The sequence below is a fragment of the Zoogloea sp. GW822-FHT05C07 genome (genome assembly GCF_058800215.1).
On record NZ_CM179510.1, the window covers coordinates 1757343 to 1774106 of the forward strand.

Below are 16764 nucleotides of genomic sequence, written 5' to 3' on the forward strand. Positions count from 1 at the left end.
CCCGCTCCCCGAACCCGGTTCGCCGATTGTGCGCCGGCGTCCGGGCCATCACAAGCGGCCGCCGCTTTCGCCCCTCGGTGTGGGGCGGCCTGCTCGCGCTGGCCGTCGCCGCAGGCTGCCTCCAGCTCGGCAACTGGCAGTACGGCAAGGCCGAACGCAAGCAGGCCGCCCAGGCCCTGCTCGACCAGCGCAGCGCCGACGCACCGGTGAGCCTTGGCAACACGCCGGCCGACGCCGACAGCCTGCGCTCGCGGCCGGTGCTGATCCGCGGCCGCTTCGAGACCGAACGCCAGTTCCTCGTCGATAACCGCATCCATCGGGAACAGGCCGGCTACCACGTGATCACGCCCTTCCACATCGACGGCGGCAACATGCGCGTGCTGGTGAACCGCGGCTGGATTCCGGCTTCCGCCCGCCACACCGACATTCCCGCGGTGGATACGCCCAGCGGCCCGCTGGAACTGCGCGGCACCGCCGTCATACCGGGCACCCGCTTCTTCACGCTGGGCGGGAGCGACAACGACGGTGCCTGGCAGCCGGTCTGGCAGAACCTCGACCTGGCGCGCTTCGTCCGGCTCGTCCCGTGGCCGGTGCAGCCGGTGGTCGTGCAACTGGACGCCGCCGCACCAGCCGGCTTCGTGCGTGACTGGCCGCGCCCGGACGAGCGCCTCGAACGCCACCTGTCCTACGCCTACCAGTGGTACGGCTTCGCGGCCTCCGCAACGCTGATCTGGCTGGCCCTCGGCTGGAGGCGCCGCTGATGCGCCGCTACCGCCCGCTGCTGCTGATCCTGGCCCTGCTGCTGATGCCCTTCGCCATCGGCGCTGGCCTGTATGCCTGGGGCTGGCACCCGGAGCAGCCCGGCAACCACGGCGAACTGCTGTCACCGCCGCGCACGCTGCCGCCGCTGGCCGACGCCGCCGGCCAGCCCCTCGGCGAACAGGACTTCGACGGTCACTGGAGCCTGGTGGTGGCCGGCCCCGGCCCCTGCGACGCCGCCTGCCGCAACTGGATCGTCGCCACCCGCCAGATCCACGTCGCCCTCTACAAGCAGATGCCGCGGGTCCAGCGCACCTGGCTGTCCGACCAGACGGCGCCCGACATCGCCCCGCTGCACGCCCTGCAGCCCGACCTGCATGCTGCCGTAGCGCGCAACGCCGCTGCCCGCGCGGCTTTCGACCTGGATGGCCACGGCCACCGCGTGTACGTGGTGGATCCGCTCGGCAAGATCATCCTGCGCTATGCCCCCGATGCCGACCCGCGCGGCATCCTCAAGGATATGGAACGCCTGCTCCGCTATGCGTGGGCCGGCTGACACACAACCCCGGAGATCCCCGCCATGCCGACGACCCTCCGCAGCACCGCCGCACCCGCTCCCCTCGGCCTGCGCCTGGGCGCCTTCCTGACCCAGTGCAAGCCGCGGGTGAACAGCCTGATCGTGTTCACCGCACTGATCGGCATGTTCCTCGCCGTACCCGGCTGGCCGCCAGCCGGCCTGATGCTCGCCGCCACCGTCGGCATCGCCCTTGTGGCTGGCGCCGCCGCGGCGATCAACTGCCTGGTCGAGCGGACCATCGATGCCCGTATGGCCCGCACCCGCGGCCGCCCGCTGCCGCTGGGGCTGATCAGCCCCACCGAAACCCTCGGCCTGGCCTGCCTGACCGGCGGCTCCGGCCTGTGGCTGCTGCACATGGCGGTCAATCCGCTGACCATGTGGCTGACCCTCGCCACCTTCCTCGGCTACGCCATCGTCTACACCGTGATCCTGAAACCGGCCACGCCGATGAACATCGTCATCGGCGGCGCGTCCGGCGCGATGCCGCCGGTGCTCGGCTGGGCAGCGATGACGGATAGCATCGGCCTGCCGGCACTGGCCCTGTTCCTCATCATCTTCCTGTGGACACCGCCCCACTTCTGGGCGCTGGCCTGCTACCGGCGCGAGGAATACGCCCGTGCCGGGCTGCCGATGCTGCCGGTCAGCCACGGCGTGCCGCTGACTTGCCTGCACATCCTGCTGTACACCGTGCTGCTGGCGGCCGTGTCCTACCTGCCCTGCACGCTGGGCCTGTCCGGCGGCGTCTATATGGCGCTGGTCAGCCTGCTCAACCTGGGCTACCTGCGGGAGGCCTGGATCCTGTGGCGCGATTACTCGGACGACCGTGCGCGGCACGCCTTCCGCTATTCGCTGATCTACCTCACCGGCCTGTTCGCGGCCCTGTTCCTGGACCGGCTGGCATGAGGGCGCGCCCGTCCGGCCGGCGCACCCTCGCTGTCGTCGCCTTCCTGCTCGCCCTCGTGGTGGTGTCCCTCGGCGCCTGGGTGCGCCTGTCGGACGCCGGCCTCGGCTGCCCGGACTGGCCCGGCTGCTACGGCCAGCTGGTCGGCGTCCCCGAACATGCCCATGAAGTGAGCACCGCCGAAGCGGCCTTCGGCCAGCGCGTGGAAGCCGGCAAAGCCTGGAAGGAGATGATCCACCGCTACGCCGCCGGCACCCTGGGCCTGTGCATCGCCGGCCTGGCGGTGCTCGGCTGGCGGCACCGCGCCCGGCGCAAGCCAACGCTCGAACTGGCCCTGCTCGCCGTGGTGCTGGTGCAGGCCACCCTCGGCATGCTGACCGTCACCCAGTTGCTTAAACCGGTGATCGTCACCAGCCACCTGCTCGGCGGCATGACGACTCTGGCGCTGCTGGCGGCCCTCGTTCTGCGGGAAAGCCGCGTTTTCCGTCCGACTCCGGGCATCGGCGCCGGCCTGCAGGCCCACGCGGCCATCGTGCTCGTCGCCGTCGTCGTTCAGATCGCCCTCGGTGGCTGGGTCAGCAGCAACTACGCGGCGGCCATCTGCCCGGATTTTCCGACCTGCCAGGGCAGCTTCGACCCAGCGCTGGATTTCCACCACGCCTTCACGCTGGACCGTGAGCTGGGCATCACCGCCAGCGGCGCCCTGCTGCCTGCCGCCGCCCTGACCGCCATCCACTGGACCCACCGCCTGTTCGCCGGTGTGGTGCTACTGGTCGCCGGCAGCCTCGGCCTGCGCCTGCTGGCCCGCAGGCACAAGCGCGTGGCAGGCGTCGCGCTGCTCGCTGCGCTGGGCCTGCAGATCGGACTGGGTATCGCCAACGTGCTGCTGCAACTGCCGCTTCCGCTGGCCGTCGCCCACAACACCGGAGCTGCACTGCTGCTGTGCATCACGCTGGCCGTGGCCCTGCCCCTGTTCCAGAAGACAAAAGCCCGCCACCGGCAACCAGCAGCGGGCTTTCCGCGGCGTTTTGAAAAGCTGAGCGCCGAATCGGCACGCTGAATTACCGGGGTGAATGTACTCACCCCAGCGCTCAATCCATCCGGCAGCTTACTGCCCGAGGGCAGCCAGCAGCTTGCCGTGGATGCCGCCGAAACCGCCGTTGCTCATGACCAGGATTCGGTCGCCGTCGCGGGCTTCGGCGACGATAGCGGCCACCAGCGCATCGAGATCATCTTCGACCAGCGTCTTGCCGGCGATCGGTGCCAGCGCCCCACGGGCGTCCCAGCCCAGGTTGGCGGCATAGCAGAAGACCTTGTCGGCCTGGGCCAGGCTGGCCGGCAGCTGGTCCTTCATGACGCCGAGCTTCATGGTGTTGGAGCGCGGCTCCAGCACCGCAAGGATGCGCGCATCACCAACCTGGCGGCGCAGGCCTTCGACGGTCAGCGTGATGGCGGTTGGGTGATGGGCGAAATCGTCGTACACCGCCACGCCGCGCACCGTGCCGCGCAATTCGAGGCGGCGCTTGACCCCCTCGAAGCGGCTCAGCGCATCCAGCGCCACGTCCGGCGTAACGCCTACATGCCGCGCCGCGGCGATCGCCGCCAGCGCATTGGCCCGGTTGTGGCGGCCGGACAGCGGCAGCCGGCGGCGGCCGATCTCCTTGCCCAGGTGGCGGATCACCACCTCGTCCTCGCTGGCACCCTCCGCCACCGACCAGCCGGCTGCGTCGTTGAACCATTCGAGCTCAGACCAGCAGCCGCGCTGCATGACCCGCGGCAACGACTCCTCGGCGGCGTTGGCGACGATGCGGCCGAGCCGCGGCACGGTGCGCACCAGGTGGTGGAACTGCGTCTCGATGGCGGCCAGATCGGCGAAGATGTCCGCGTGATCGAACTCCAGGTTGTTCAGGATCAGTGTCCGCGGGCGGTAATGGACGAACTTGGAGCGCTTGTCGCAGAAAGCCGTGTCGTATTCGTCCGCTTCGATGACGAAGAACGGCGACTCGGTCAGCCGCGCCGACAGGCCGAAGTTCTTCGGCACACCACCGACCAGGAACCCCGGATCGAGACCCGCATCCTCGAGGATCCACGCCAGCAGCGAGGTGGTCGTGGTCTTGCCGTGGGTGCCGGCGACGCCCAGCACCCAGCGCCCCTGCAGCACGTTCTCGGCCAGCCACTGGGGGCCGGACACATAGGGCAGGCCCTTGTCGAGGATCTCCTCCAGCAGCGGGTTGCCGCGGGAAATCGCGTTGCCGACGACGAACACGTCGGGCTCCATGTCCAGCTGTTCGACGCCGTAGCCTTCGACGAGGCGGATGCCCTGCTCTTCGAGCTGGGTACTCATAGGCGGATAGACGTTGGCATCGCAGCCCGTCACCGTATGGCCGGCAGCCCGCGCGAGGAGGGCCACGCCGCCCATGAAGGTTCCGCAGATGCCGAGAATGTGTATGTGCATTATTCGTCTAAGCGACAGAAACAGTGCCGCAACAGTCGTGTGTAAAATGGGACCTATTCTAATCGAACGGGGAGCTTCGACCTTCCATGCCGCGCCCTGCCGTTCCACACCGCAGCAACCTGCGCCGTGAAATCGCCGCTCTGGCGGCCCGCATGATCGCCGAAGACGGCATCAGCGATTACGGCTTCGCCAAACGCAAGGCCGCGCGCCAGCTCGGCGCCCTGGCCGCAGACGAACTGCCCAACAATGCGGAGATCGAGGCCGAAGTCCGCACTTATCTCGCTGTTTTCCAGGACGAAGAGCACCTCGAGCGCCAGCACGTGATGCGCTCGGCGGCCATCGAGGTGATGCGCGAACTGGAAGCCTTCCGCCCCTACCTCACCGGGCCGGTGCTGGAAGGCACCGCCGGGCGCTACTCGGAAGTGGAAATCGATCTCTTTCCCGAGAGCGCCAAGGAAGTGGAGATCTTCTTCCTCAACAACAACGTCGCCTACGAGCATCGTGAGCCGCGCCGCAACCAGCCCGACGGCCCGGAGGCGATCCTGGTCTTCGACTGGGACGACATCCCGTTCAAGCTGCGCATCTACTCCCCCGACGTGGAGCGCCTGAGCCGCCGCGGCGGCCACGGCGCACGCCAGATGGAACGCGCGCGCCTGTCCGTCGTCGAAGCTCTCGTCAACGAAACACCGGCCGAAGCCCCCATCCATCCATGAGTCGCAGCACCACCCTCGCCCTCGTCACCGCCGTCGCGCTGGCCTCCGCCGGCGCCGGCCTGTATACGTCCTACGCGACGAACGCCAACGCGGCGGCGCCGGCAACCAACCTGTCCCAGACCCAGCGCACCGCCCTCGGCAAGCTGCTGGCCCTCGACCTGCCTGACGCCAAGGGCACCCAGCAGCCGTTCTCGGCCTGGAAGGGCAAGGTGCTGGTGGTCAACTTCTGGGCGACCTGGTGCCCGCCATGCCGCAAGGAAATTCCGGCATTTTCGGCGCTGAGTCGCAAATACGCTGGCAAAGGCGTTCAATTTGTCGGTGTCAGCATCGACACTGCCAAGAACGTCGCCGGCTTTCAGGCCAAGCAGGCAGTGGACTACCCGCTGGTGATCGGCGATCCGTCCCTAGTCCAATTGACCGAGGAACTCGGCAACAGCGCCCAGGGCCTGCCCTTCACACTGGTCATCGATCGCAGCGGCAACATCAGCCTGATCAAACTGGGTGAATTGTCCGAACAGGAACTGGACCGCAAACTCGCCGAACTGAGCAAGTCCTGACGCATACGGCAGGGGCCGCGCGGTGGACAACTTGCGCGTAATTACGGCAAACTTGCACTCATGACGCGCAAAACCAGCACCCAGGAAGCCACTGACGAGAACCTCCCGCAGCCGCGGATTCTCGTTTTGCATGGCCCCAACCTCAATCTGCTCGGTCGCCGGGAACCCGGCATCTACGGGCTGACGACCCTCGCCGACATCCATGCAGCGATGGAGAGCCGGGCCAAGGCCGACGGCGTGCTGCTGGAGTCCTTCCAGAGCAACCACGAGGGCGAGCTGATCGACCGCGTGCAGGCGGCGGAAAGCGAAGCCGTCGATTTCATCATCATCAATCCGGCCGGGTACACGCACACCAGCGTCGCACTGCGGGACGCCCTTGCAGGCGTCGCCATCCCGTACGTCGAAGTACACCTGTCGAACATCCACGCCCGCGAGCCGTTCCGCCATCACTCCTACTTCTCCGACAAGGCTGTGGGAGTGATCTGCGGGCTGGGCGCCCAGGGCTATCAACTCGCCCTCGAATTCGCCCTCGCCCGTCTGCGCGCAGCTCGCGCCTAAACACAAGACATCGGCGGGCCGGCCTTGCTGCCGGCCGCTTCACATATATCAAGGGGAATACTATGGATCTTCGCAAGCTCAAGAAATTGATCGACCTGGTCCAGGAGTCCGGCATCTCCGAGCTGGAAGTCACCGAAGGCGAAGAGAAGGTTCGCATCGCCAAACACGCCTCGGGCCCCGCGCCGGTCAGCTACATGGCCGCCCCCGTTGCAGCCCCGGTCGCTGTCAGCGCCCCCGTCGCCGCGCCGGCGGCCCCCGCCGCCGCTGCCGAACCGGCGCTGCCGGACGGCAACGTGGTCAAGTCGCCGATGGTCGGCACCTTCTACCGCGCCAGCGCACCGGGCGCCAAGCCCCTCATGGAGGTCGGCCAGAGCGTCTCCGCCGGTGACGTGCTGTGCATCATCGAAGCCATGAAGCTGATGAACGAGATCGAGGCTGAAGTGAGCGGCACCGTCAAGGCCATCCTCGTCGAGAACGGCGAACCGGTCGAGTACGGCGAACCCCTCTTCGTCATCGGCTAAATCATGGCGATGTTCGAAAAGATCCTGATCGCCAACCGTGGCGAGATCGCGCTGCGTGTGCTGCGTGCCTGCCGTGAGCTGGGCATCAAGACCGTCGCGGTCCACTCCGAGCCGGACGCCGAGGCCAAGTACGTCAAGCTGGCCGACGAATCCGTGTGCATCGGGCCGGCCTCGTCGGCCCTCAGCTACCTCAACATCCCTGCACTGATTTCCGCCGCCGAAGTCACCGACGCGGAAGCCATCCACCCGGGCTACGGCTTCCTGTCCGAGAACGCCGACTTCGCCGAGCGGGTCGAGCAGTCCGGCTTCGTCTTCATCGGCCCGCGCGCCGAAACCATCCGCCTGATGGGCGACAAGGTTTCCGCCAAGGACGCCATGAAGGCCGCCGGCGTGCCCTGCGTACCCGGCTCCGACGGCGCACTGCCCGAAGACCCGAAGGAGATCGTCAAGATCGCCCGCGCCATCGGCTACCCGGTGATCATCAAGGCCGCCGGCGGTGGCGGCGGTCGCGGCATGCGCGTGGTGCACACCGAGGCCGCTCTGCTCAACGCCGTCACGACCACCCGCTCCGAGGCCGGCGCGTTCTTCGGCAACTCGACCGTGTACATGGAAAAGTTCCTGGAGAACCCACGCCACGTGGAAATCCAGGTGCTGGCCGACCAGCACGGCAACGCGATCTACCTGGGCGAGCGCGATTGCTCCATGCAGCGCCGCCACCAGAAGGTCATCGAGGAAGCCCCGGCACCGGGCATCGAGCGCCGCCACATCACCCGCATCGGCGAGCGCTGCGCCGAAGCCTGCCGCAAGATCGGCTACCGCGGCGCCGGCACCTTCGAGTTCCTGTACGAAAACGGCGAGTTCTACTTCATCGAGATGAACACCCGCGTGCAGGTCGAACATCCGGTCACCGAGCTGATCACCGGCGTGGACATCGTGCAGGAACAGATCCGCGTTGCTGCCGGCCAGAAGCTCAACTACCGGCAGAAGGACATCGAATTCCGCGGCCATGCGATCGAATGCCGCATCAACGCCGAAGATCCGTTCAAGTTCACGCCCTGTCCCGGCAAGATCAGCAACTGGCACGTTCCCGGCGGCCCCGGCATCCGCGTCGATTCCCACGTGTACAACGGCTACACCGTGCCGCAGCACTACGACTCGATGATCGGCAAGCTGATCGCCTTCGGCGACACCCGCGATCAGGCGATCCGCCGCATGCGCATCGCGCTGTCGGAAATGCTGGTCGAAGGCATCAAGACCAACATCCCGCTGCACCAGGAACTGATGCTCGACGCCCGCTTCGTTGAAGGCGGCACCAGCATCCACTATCTGGAGCACAAGCTGGCGGGCCGTAACGAAGTCAGCAAGAACTGATGATGGTGCGCCCCCACTCATTTCATTCCTTGCCCCCCAAGGGGGCCCAGGCCTCCCTCGGGGCGGCCCAACGGGAGGCCTGAATGTGGATCTCAGTCATCCTGCAGGCTGACGCGACGCGCGCCGAAGCCCTGTCCGAAGCGCTGATGGAGCATGGCGCGCTGTCGGTCAGCATCGACGACGCCGACGCCGGCACCGACGCGGAAAAGCCCCAATTCGGCGAGCCGGGCATGCACCCGGCCAGCCTGTGGGACCACAGCCGTGTCGTCGCCCTGTTCGACACCGACACCGACCTGGCGGCGGCGCTGGCCACCGCATCCGCGGCGGTCGGGCTCGACGCCGTGCCGCCGTTTACCATCGAAGAAGTCGAAGAACAGAACTGGGTGCAGCTCACCCAGAGCCAGTTCGACCCGATCCGCATCACCGACAAACTGTGGATCGTGCCGTCGTGGCACGAATCCCCGGACGCGGACGCGATCAATCTGGTGCTCGATCCGGGCATGGCCTTCGGCACGGGCTCGCATCCCACGACTCGCCTGTGCCTCGAATGGCTGACCGCGGAGATTCCGGCGGGCGTCAGCGTCCTCGACTACGGCTGCGGCTCCGGCATCCTCGCGATCGCCGCCGCCAAGCTGGGCGCAGGTGATGTCACCGGCGTGGATATTGACGAAAAGGCCGTCGAAACCGCCGCCGACAATGCCGCCAACAACGGCGTCAGCCTGCACCTGCAGGTGTCTGCCAAACCCCTCGACGGCACCTTTGAGCGGGTCGTCGCCAACATCCTGACCAATCCGCTCAAGATGCTGGCCCCGCTGCTCGCCGCCCGCGTCGCGCCCGGCGGCAAGCTGGCGCTGTCCGGCGTGCTGGAAGCCCAGGCCGGTGACGTCATCGAAGCCTACGCGCCCTTCATCGCCCTGCGCGTGGGAGCCACCCTGGACGGCTGGGTCCGCCTCGAGGGCGACCGGCCGGCTGCGGCGCAGTCATGATCCTCGCGCGCTGCCCGGCGTGCTCAACCACCTTCCGGGTGCGCCCCGAGCAATTGAATGCCCGGCAAGGGCGGGTACGCTGCGGCCAGTGCCAGCACGCCTTCAACGCTCTGGAAAACCAGGTCGAGGAAGAAGCGCTGGCCGACGACCTGCCGTCGGCCACGCCCGCCACGACAGCGGTCGTCGCGGCATCTGACACGCCCCTGTTCGTCCTGCAGGAGAAGCCGCCCGAAGCCCCGGCCAGTACCGACGACGATGCACTCGACGACGCGCCGGAGCACGAGGATGTCGTCGCCCTTGTGGAACAGCCGGACGACGACGAAGCTGCCCCCGACGACATCGCCGCGGACGAAACGCCCGCGCCTCCGGTTGCAGCGCCCGCAGCCACCCCGGAGGCCTTTGCGGATGACCTGGCCTTCATCGCTCTCGACGAAGCCGACGAACAGCACGCACCCGCGCCGGCCCCGGCCCCGGCCCTGCCGGACATCGTGGATGAGCGCATCGAACCCAGCGGCGAAATCGACTTCGACGCGTTCGATACCTGGCCGGGCGCCGCCAAGCCCCCGGCAGCGGCCGCTCCAAGCGAGGATGCCCCCCCGAGCGAGGACGTGCTGGACGAGGATCCGCTGGACGACGACCTCCCGGCACCAGATCACGCCGACGACAACACCGCCGCCGCCGCCCCCTTTTCTTTCAAGCCCGATTGGCCGGATGCCTCCGAGCTCGACCTGACGCGTCCGCCCGACGCAGCGCTGATCGAGGACGGCCCCCTCGACTTCGACTCGCTACTGCACAAGAAGGTCGTTGACGACACCCCGGGCACACCCTTGCAGACGTTGGACCGGGACATCCCCGCGGCCCCGACCGCAGAGCCCGAGCCCGTGCTCGGACTACCGATCGAGACCGCAGCGGAACCCGTCATCGGCATCGGTGCAGCAGACGAGCCGGATGAGCAGGACGACCTTCTGGAAGAAACCTCCGAGCCCGCCGGCCCCACCGCGCTGCAACAGGCGGCCTGGGCAGCCGGTGCCACGCTGCTGCTGCTGGCCCTGCTGGCCCAGGGCGTGCTGGTGTTCCGTAGCGACATCGCCCAGTCGTCCCCGCAGATGCGGCTCTTCATGGAGAGCATCTGCGCCGGCATGGGCTGCGAGCTGCCGCTGCCGCGCGAATCCGCGTCGATCACCATCGAAAGCTCCGACATCCAGCCGGATGCCAACCGCGAAGCCTCCTTCACGCTGCATGCCACGCTGCGCAACCGCGCCGAATTCGCGCAGGCCTGGCCGCACCTGGAAATCACCCTCACCGACGCCCGCGACAAGGCGCTGGTGCGCCGCGTTCTGGAGCCCAAGCAATGGCTGCCCGCCGACATGCCGCAGGACGCCTTCCCGGCCCGCAAGGAAGTGCCCGCCCGGGTCCGCTTCGACGCGCCCGGCGTAGCCGCCGCCGGTTACCGGGTATACGCGTTCTACCCCTGAACGCCCGGCCGGCGGCGCAAGATAATATCCGGCAGCATTCGCCCGCGCCGGCCTGCCGGGCCGGTACCCCATAATCATTTCGCCACTTTCTCCCGACGCCATGTCCACGCTCATCTGCGGTTCCATCGCCTTCGATTCGATCATGGTCTTCCAGGACCACTTCAAGAATCACATCCTGCCCGAGCAGATCCACATCCTGAACGTCTCCTTCCTGGTGCCCGAGATGCGCCGGGAATTCGGCGGCTGCGCCGGCAACATCGCCTACAACCTCAAGCTGCTCGGCGGCGATCCGCTGATCATGGCCACCGTCGGCGACGACGCCGGCCCCTACCTGGAACGCCTGGAACGCCTTGAGCTGTCCCGCGCCCACGTGACCCTCGTCCCCGGCACCTACACGGCCCAGGCCTTCATCACAACCGACCTGGACGACAACCAGATCACCGCCTTCCACCCCGGCGCCATGGTCCATTCCCACCTCAACAAGGTGGAGCACACCCGCGGCGTCACGCTGGGCATCGTTGCCCCCGACGGCCGCGACGGCATGCTGGAGCATTCCCGCCAGTTCGCAGAAGCCGGCATCCCCTTCGTCTTCGATCCCGGCCAGGGCCTGCCGATGTTCAACGGCGAAGAGTTGCTGGCCTGCCTGCAACTGGCCGACTACTGCACGGTCAACGATTACGAGGCGCGCCTGCTCAGTGAGCGCACCGGACGCAGCCTCGAAGCCCTGGCCGGCGAAGTCAAGGCGCTGGTCGTGACCCGTGGCGGCGAAGGCTCCGAGATCTACACCGGCGGTCGCCGCATCGAGATCCCCTGCGCCCGCGCCACCGCCCTCGAGGACCCCACCGGCTGCGGCGATGCCTACCGGGCAGGCCTGCTGTACGGCATCGAACAGGGCATGGAGTGGGAACAGACCGGGCGTCTGGCTTCGCTGATGGGCGCCCTCAAGATCGCCTGCCGCGGCGGGCAAAATCACGCGCCCAGTCGCGACGAAATCGCCGACGCCTATCGCGCGGCTTTCGGCTCAACCCTGTGGTGAAAAAAGGACACATGATGCGAATCCTCAGCCTGACCCTCGCCCTGCTGGCCGCAATCAACCTGGCCGGCTGCGCCTCCGGCCTCGGTGGTGGTGACTATGAACGGACCGAAGCCCGGCGCGTGATGAGCGTGCGCATGGGCGTCATCGAAAGCGTCCGACCGGTGAAGCTCGAAGGCACCAAGTCTCCCGTCGGAACGGTTGCCGGCGCCGCAATCGGCGGCGTGGCCGGTAGCACGGTCGGTGGCGGCAAGGGCTCGGCCATTGCCGCCGTCGTCGGCGCGGTGGCCGGCGGCCTGGCCGGCTCGGCGGCGGAGGAAGGCCTGACCCGCCAGCAGGGCGTCGAAGTCACCCTCAAGATGGACAACGGCGAACTGCTGGCCATCGTGCAGGAGGACGGCGGCGAGAACTTCAAGCCCGGTGAGCGCGTGCGCCTGCTGCAGGACGGCCGCAACACCCGCGTCAGCCGCTGACCCCATTCCATTCCGTGGGATTGATCACATTCACCCCCACGGAATGGGAACCACGCGGAGAAGTGCCCGGATTCAGGATCCGGTCACACGTCCGTAACGCCCTCTTCACGGCGCCGCAATGCAGCATTTTCACAATGCGCGGAAACCCAATGAGGATTCCGTCAATGCTGCACAAGGAACAACACGTCGCCCAGCGCCCCGGTCGCAACCTGCACGTCGGGCTGGCCAGCTGCTCCACCGAGATTCTGGAAGCCCAGAAGCTGCGCTACCGCGTGTTCGCCGAAGAAATGGGCGCCCGCCTGTCGAGCCGCACGCCGGGCGTCGATCGCGACCTGTATGACGCCTTCTGCGACCACCTGATCGTGCGCGACGAGGACGCCGGCCGCATCGTCGGCACCTACCGCATCCTGTCGCCGTCCGCCGCCCGTGAAGTCGGCAACTATTATTCCGAGAGCGAATTCGACCTGACCCGCCTGCGCCACCTGCGCGGCCGCATGGTGGAAATCGGCCGTTCCTGCATCGATCCTGACTACCGCTCCGGCGCCGTCATCACGCTGCTGTGGGCCGGCCTCGCCCGCTACATGCTCGAGAACAACCACGACTACCTGATCGGCTGCGCGTCGATCAGCATGGCCGACGGCGGGCATGCCGCAGCCAGCCTGTATAATCGCCTCAAGGACGAGCATCTGTGCCCGCTCGAATACCGGGTCTTCCCCCGCACGCCGCTGCCGATCCAGGCCCTGCGCCAGGATCTCGACGCCGACACGCCGCCGCTGATCAAGGGCTACCTGCGTGCCGGCGCGTGGATCTGCGGCGATCCGGCCTGGGATCCGGACTTCAACACGGCCGATCTGCCGATCCTGCTGCCGGTCTCCCGGCTCGACGCCCGCTACGCCAAACACTTCATGGGACGCAAGGACTGAAACCCGCCAGCCCCACTCCTCGCCCGATCCGCATCGCTCGCGCCGCCCACCTGACAGTCCACCTGCTGCAAGGCCTGTTACTGGCGGCGTTTGCCTTCCCCTTCCTGTCCGCACACAAGCGCCTGCGCCAACGCCAGCGCTGGTCGGCGCGCCTGCTGGGCACGCTGGGCGTGCGCCTGCAGACCGACGAGCCCTTCGTCGTGCCCGGCAGCCTGCTGGTCGCCAACCATGTGTCGTGGCTCGATGTCTTCGTGATCAACGCGGCCTATCCAGCCGCCTTCGTGTCCAAGGCGGAAGTCCGCCAGTGGCCGCTGATCGGCTGGCTCGCAGCGAAGAACGACACGGTCTTCCTGCGCCGCGGCAGCCGCGGCCACGCCAAGATCGTGAATGGAGAAATCGGCGGCCTGCTCAGCCGTGGCCGCCACGTGGCGATCTTCCCGGAAGGCACCACTACCGACGGCAGCCACGTGCTGGGTTTCCATGCGGCTCTGCTGCAGCCGGCCATCGAAGCCGGCGCACCGATCCAGCCGCTGGCCATCGCCTATCGCCTGCCGGACGGACGCTACACCCGCTCCCCGGCCTACGACGGCGACCTCAGCCTGCTCGACAGCATCAAGGCGATCATCGCGGAACCGGAAATCATCGCCCGCATACGCGTGGCACCGGTCATCCAGCCCGGCGAACTGCCGGACCGCAAGGCCATCGCCCACGCGGCGCGGGATCGCATCGCCGCGCGCATCGCCGACTGAACGTTCAGGAGGGTTTGGGCTTGCCGTGGGCCAGGCCCGGACAGGCCACCTGGAAGACCGCCCGGTCTTCCAGCCGCACAGCGGTCAGCTCGCGCCCCCACAGACAGCCGGAGTCCAGCGCCATCAGATTGGGCTCGACGCGCAACCCGAGCGCCGACCAATGGCCGAAGACGACGGTGCTATCGGCGCTCTTCCGCCCCGCCACCTCGAACCAGGGCAGGTAGCCCTTCGGGGCCTTGGTCACCTCGCCCTTGACCTTGAAGTCCATCACGCCATCTGCCGTGCAGAAGCGCATGCGTGTCATCGCATTGACGATCACCCGCATGCGCTCGTAATCGCGCAGATCGTCGCTCCACGCGGCGGGTTCGCTGCCCCACATGTTATGCAGCAGGTCCGAATGGTAAGGCCCGGCCAGCGCCCCCTCGACCTCCCGGGCCAGGGCCCGCGCCTGCTCCACCGTCCAGCCCGGCAGCAGGCCGGCATGGACCATCGCAAAACCGTTCTCGACGTGCATCAGCGGCCGCGTGCGCAGCCAGCCCAGCAGTGCCTCCCGATCCGGCGCGTCGAGCACGGCCTGGATGGTGTCATCCTTGCCGCGGTTGCGGATCGCCCCGTAGGCCACCATCAGCAGGTACAGGTCATGGTTGCCCAGCACGGTGACCGCCGCAGGCCCCAGGTCGCGCACGAAGCGCAGGGTGTGCAGGGAATCCGGCCCGCGGTTCACCAAATCACCGACCAGCCACAGGCGGTCGTGGGCGGGATCGAAGGACACACGGTTGAGCAGCGCGGTGAGGGACTGGAAGCAGCCCTGGATGTCGCCGATTGCGTAAGTTGCCATTTTCAATGCCTTCCGGCGGCCTGCGTCACCGGCCGCAGATGCGGCGCCGTGATATTGGCCGGCGTGTATTCGGGCACCCAGCGGCGCAGCTCGCGGCGCACCTCGGGGCCATCCACCGGGCGGCGCTGACGCAGCCACAGCAGCAGCGCATCGAGCCAGCCCTCCTCGACCGCCAGCGCCCGCGCAATGCGCAGTTTCGGATGATGCGTGGCGCGGGTTTCCTCGGCATCGGCGAGGACCTCTTCGTAGAGCTTCTCGCCGGGGCGCAGGCCGGTAAAGACGATGCGAATCTCGTCCGCGCTGCGCCCGGACAGGCGGATCATGTCCTGCGCCAGTTCGGCGATCTTCACCGGCTCACCCATGTCGAGCACGAAGATCTCGCCGCCCTTGCCCATCGAGCCTGCCTGCAGCACCAGCTGGGCCGCCTCGGGGATCGACATGAAATAGCGGGTGATCTCCGGATGGGTCACCGTCACCGGCCCACCGACGGCAATCTGCTCCTGGAACTTGGGAATCACGCTGCCCGCGCTGCCGAGCACATTGCCGAAACGCACGATCTCGAACTGCGTGCTCCCATGGGCCGCCAGGGCCTGGCACACCTGCTCGGCCAGGCGCTTGGTGGCGCCCATCACGTTGACGGGATTGACCGCCTTGTCGGTGGACACCAGCACGAAACGCGGAATGCCGAAGGCCACCGCGCTGCGCGCCACCTGCCAGGTACCCAGCGCGTTGTTGCGCACCGCCTGCCAGGCGTTGTCCTCTTCCATCAGGGGCACATGCTTGTAGGCCGCGGCATGGAAGATCACATGCGGACGGTAACGCTTGAGCACCTCGTCGACGCGGACAGCGTCCTTCACGTCGCCGGCCAGCGGCACCAGCTGCACGTTCGGGAAATAGGTGTGGAACTCCTCGCACAGGCGGTACAGCGCAAATTCCGACAGCTCGAAGCAGACCAGCACAGACGGCTCGAAACGGGCGATCTGGCGGCACAGTTCAGAACCGATGGAGCCACCGGCGCCGGTCACCATCACCGTCTTGCCGCGCAGGTACTCCTTGACCTCCGCCGCATGGATGCGCACCGGATCGCGCCCCAGCAGGTCTTCCACATCCACCTGGCGGACATCCCCGACCTTCACGCGCCCCAGCATCACGTCCTCGATGGCCGGCACCGTCAGGGCCTTGACGCCGGCCCGCACGCAGATGCTCGTCACACTGCGACGCAGCTCGTGGCGCTCCTGGGGCAGCGCGATGATGGCGTGGCCGACACGGTGCTCCGCCGCCACCCGCGCCAGATCGGAGAAGGCGCCCAGCACCTTGCAGCCGTAGATCTCCCGCCCTTCGCTCTCGCCCGTCTTGTCGAGCAGACCGACGACCCGCCACTCGGACGACCGCGACAGCTCCCGGATCAACCCGACCGCGGCCTCGCCGGCGCCCATCACGATGACCGGCTGACCCTGGGCGCGCAGCGCGCCGTACAGCCGGAACTCCTTCCAGGTACGGTAGAGGGCCCGCGTCCCCCCCATGTACATGATCAGCAACAGGGGCTGCAGGATGTAGATCAGGCGCGGCACAGTGGGGTAGTAACGCACCGCGACGACCAGCACCAGCGGTGTCACCAGGGTGGCGACGCCCACCGCCCTCAGGATGCGCAGCAGGTCGGGCAGGCTGGCGAACACCCAGATCCCCCGATACAGGCCGAAGGTCCGCAAAAGTACGCCCTGCAACAGCAGCACGATGGGCAGCGCCACGCCGAAGGCCGGCATGAAATCGGCGGGAATGTCGGTATTGAAGCGGACCAGGTAGGCCAGCCACCACGTCAGTGCAACCCCGAACAGGTCCGACAGGAATACCAGCAATGACCGGGACATGACTTCC

Annotated in this window: 18 protein-coding genes; 15 read left to right on the forward strand and 3 right to left on the reverse strand. The window is 67.7% G+C overall.

What is annotated here, in order from left to right:
• Positions 1-26: 26 nt before the first annotated feature.
• The 4 genes from AC3QL2_RS08360 to AC3QL2_RS08375 are packed head-to-tail and all read left to right on the forward strand — an operon-like array spanning position 27 to position 3297.
• Positions 27-761, forward strand: coding sequence for an SURF1 family protein (locus AC3QL2_RS08360; protein ID WP_493234652.1), 735 nt, complete (start codon positions 27-29; stop codon positions 759-761).
• Complete coding sequence (locus tag AC3QL2_RS08365) at positions 761-1315, forward strand: redox-active disulfide-containing membrane protein (RefSeq protein ID WP_493234651.1); 555 nt, start codon at positions 761-763, stop codon at positions 1313-1315. Before AC3QL2_RS08360 ends, AC3QL2_RS08365 begins: the two co-directional genes overlap by 1 nt.
• Before the next feature lie 24 nt (positions 1316-1339).
• A complete protein-coding gene (gene cyoE, locus AC3QL2_RS08370) occupies positions 1340-2239 on the forward strand; it encodes a heme o synthase (protein WP_493234650.1) in 900 nt (299 codons plus the stop codon).
• The gene (locus tag AC3QL2_RS08375) at positions 2236-3297 is read left to right on the forward strand and encodes a COX15/CtaA family protein (protein ID WP_493234648.1); all 1062 of its coding nucleotides are present in this window, start codon (positions 2236-2238) and stop codon (positions 3295-3297) included. The genes cyoE and AC3QL2_RS08375 overlap by 4 nt, the downstream gene beginning before the upstream one ends.
• Positions 3298-3345: 48 nt before the next feature.
• On the opposite strand, the gene mpl is transcribed toward AC3QL2_RS08375, so the two are convergent.
• The gene (gene mpl / locus AC3QL2_RS08380; protein ID WP_493234646.1) at positions 3346-4692 is read right to left on the reverse strand and encodes a UDP-N-acetylmuramate:L-alanyl-gamma-D-glutamyl-meso-diaminopimelate ligase; all 1347 of its coding nucleotides are present in this window, start codon (positions 4690-4692) and stop codon (positions 3346-3348) included.
• Positions 4693-4778: 86 nt separating this feature from the next.
• Here mpl and AC3QL2_RS08385 point away from each other — a divergent pair, with 86 nt between their 5' ends.
• From AC3QL2_RS08385 to AC3QL2_RS08435, 11 genes are all read left to right on the forward strand, one after another.
• Positions 4779-5405: a hypothetical protein gene (locus AC3QL2_RS08385; protein WP_493234645.1), complete on the forward strand. Its 627-nt coding sequence runs from the start codon at positions 4779-4781 to the stop codon at positions 5403-5405.
• Positions 5402-5962, forward strand: a complete 561-nt coding sequence (locus AC3QL2_RS08390; RefSeq protein WP_493234643.1) for a TlpA family protein disulfide reductase — start codon at positions 5402-5404, stop codon at positions 5960-5962. The genes AC3QL2_RS08385 and AC3QL2_RS08390 overlap by 4 nt, the downstream gene beginning before the upstream one ends.
• Positions 5963-6022: 60 nt before the next feature.
• Positions 6023-6520 (forward strand): type II 3-dehydroquinate dehydratase, encoded by a 498-nt coding sequence (gene aroQ / locus AC3QL2_RS08395; RefSeq protein ID WP_481119878.1) that lies wholly within the window; start codon positions 6023-6025, stop codon positions 6518-6520.
• Positions 6521-6582: 62 nt separating this feature from the next.
• Positions 6583-7041, forward strand: a complete 459-nt coding sequence (gene accB, locus AC3QL2_RS08400) for an acetyl-CoA carboxylase biotin carboxyl carrier protein (protein WP_493234642.1) — start codon at positions 6583-6585, stop codon at positions 7039-7041.
• Between the two features lie 9 nt (positions 7042-7050).
• Complete coding sequence (gene accC, locus AC3QL2_RS08405; RefSeq protein ID WP_493234786.1) at positions 7051-8412, forward strand: acetyl-CoA carboxylase biotin carboxylase subunit; 1362 nt, start codon at positions 7051-7053, stop codon at positions 8410-8412.
• A gap of 83 nt (positions 8413-8495) precedes the next feature.
• Entirely contained in the window at positions 8496-9398 is a 903-nt protein-coding gene (gene prmA, locus AC3QL2_RS08410) for a 50S ribosomal protein L11 methyltransferase (RefSeq protein ID WP_493234640.1), read from the forward strand.
• A complete protein-coding gene (locus tag AC3QL2_RS08415) occupies positions 9395-10873 on the forward strand; it encodes a DUF3426 domain-containing protein (protein ID WP_493234639.1) in 1479 nt (492 codons plus the stop codon). The genes prmA and AC3QL2_RS08415 overlap by 4 nt, the downstream gene beginning before the upstream one ends.
• Before the next feature lie 100 nt (positions 10874-10973).
• The gene (locus AC3QL2_RS08420; RefSeq protein ID WP_493234637.1) at positions 10974-11909 is read left to right on the forward strand and encodes a carbohydrate kinase family protein; all 936 of its coding nucleotides are present in this window, start codon (positions 10974-10976) and stop codon (positions 11907-11909) included.
• Positions 11910-11920: 11 nt separating this feature from the next.
• A complete protein-coding gene (locus tag AC3QL2_RS08425) occupies positions 11921-12379 on the forward strand; it encodes an outer membrane lipoprotein (protein ID WP_493234635.1) in 459 nt (152 codons plus the stop codon).
• Between the two features lie 149 nt (positions 12380-12528).
• A complete protein-coding gene (locus tag AC3QL2_RS08430; protein ID WP_493234634.1) occupies positions 12529-13302 on the forward strand; it encodes a GNAT family N-acetyltransferase in 774 nt (257 codons plus the stop codon).
• Between the two features lie 170 nt (positions 13303-13472).
• A complete protein-coding gene (locus AC3QL2_RS08435) occupies positions 13473-14051 on the forward strand; it encodes a lysophospholipid acyltransferase family protein (RefSeq protein WP_493234632.1) in 579 nt (192 codons plus the stop codon).
• Between the two features lie 4 nt (positions 14052-14055).
• Here the strand turns inward: AC3QL2_RS08435 and AC3QL2_RS08440 are convergent, their stop codons facing one another.
• A complete protein-coding gene (locus AC3QL2_RS08440; protein ID WP_493234630.1) occupies positions 14056-14889 on the reverse strand; it encodes a symmetrical bis(5'-nucleosyl)-tetraphosphatase in 834 nt (277 codons plus the stop codon).
• A gap of 2 nt (positions 14890-14891) precedes the next feature.
• The gene (locus tag AC3QL2_RS08445; protein ID WP_493234628.1) at positions 14892-16757 is read right to left on the reverse strand and encodes a polysaccharide biosynthesis protein; all 1866 of its coding nucleotides are present in this window, start codon (positions 16755-16757) and stop codon (positions 14892-14894) included.
• Positions 16758-16764 lie beyond the last annotated feature (7 nt).

Excerpts from the sequence above, each read along its gene's own strand:
- AC3QL2_RS08365 (WP_493234651.1), top strand. The coding sequence starts at position 761 with ATGCGCCGCTACCGCCCGCTGCTGCTGATCCTGGCCCTGCTGCTGATG.
- cyoE (WP_493234650.1), top strand. The coding sequence starts at position 1,340 with ATGCCGACGACCCTCCGCAGCACCGCCGCACCCGCTCCCCTCGGCCTG.
- AC3QL2_RS08375 (WP_493234648.1), top strand. The coding sequence starts at position 2,236 with ATGAGGGCGCGCCCGTCCGGCCGGCGCACCCTCGCTGTCGTCGCCTTC.
- mpl (WP_493234646.1), bottom strand. The coding sequence starts at position 4,692 with ATGCACATACACATTCTCGGCATCTGCGGAACCTTCATGGGCGGCGTG.
- AC3QL2_RS08385 (WP_493234645.1), top strand. The coding sequence starts at position 4,779 with ATGCCGCGCCCTGCCGTTCCACACCGCAGCAACCTGCGCCGTGAAATC.
- AC3QL2_RS08390 (WP_493234643.1), top strand. The coding sequence starts at position 5,402 with ATGAGTCGCAGCACCACCCTCGCCCTCGTCACCGCCGTCGCGCTGGCC.
- aroQ (WP_481119878.1), top strand. The coding sequence starts at position 6,023 with ATGACGCGCAAAACCAGCACCCAGGAAGCCACTGACGAGAACCTCCCG.
- accB (WP_493234642.1), top strand. The coding sequence starts at position 6,583 with ATGGATCTTCGCAAGCTCAAGAAATTGATCGACCTGGTCCAGGAGTCC.
- accC (WP_493234786.1), top strand. The coding sequence starts at position 7,051 with ATGTTCGAAAAGATCCTGATCGCCAACCGTGGCGAGATCGCGCTGCGT.
- prmA (WP_493234640.1), top strand. The coding sequence starts at position 8,496 with ATGTGGATCTCAGTCATCCTGCAGGCTGACGCGACGCGCGCCGAAGCC.
- AC3QL2_RS08415 (WP_493234639.1), top strand. The coding sequence starts at position 9,395 with ATGATCCTCGCGCGCTGCCCGGCGTGCTCAACCACCTTCCGGGTGCGC.
- AC3QL2_RS08420 (WP_493234637.1), top strand. The coding sequence starts at position 10,974 with ATGTCCACGCTCATCTGCGGTTCCATCGCCTTCGATTCGATCATGGTC.
- AC3QL2_RS08425 (WP_493234635.1), top strand. The coding sequence starts at position 11,921 with ATGATGCGAATCCTCAGCCTGACCCTCGCCCTGCTGGCCGCAATCAAC.
- AC3QL2_RS08430 (WP_493234634.1), top strand. The coding sequence starts at position 12,529 with ATGAGGATTCCGTCAATGCTGCACAAGGAACAACACGTCGCCCAGCGC.
- AC3QL2_RS08440 (WP_493234630.1), bottom strand. The coding sequence starts at position 14,889 with ATGGCAACTTACGCAATCGGCGACATCCAGGGCTGCTTCCAGTCCCTC.
- AC3QL2_RS08445 (WP_493234628.1), bottom strand. The coding sequence starts at position 16,757 with ATGTCCCGGTCATTGCTGGTATTCCTGTCGGACCTGTTCGGGGTTGCA.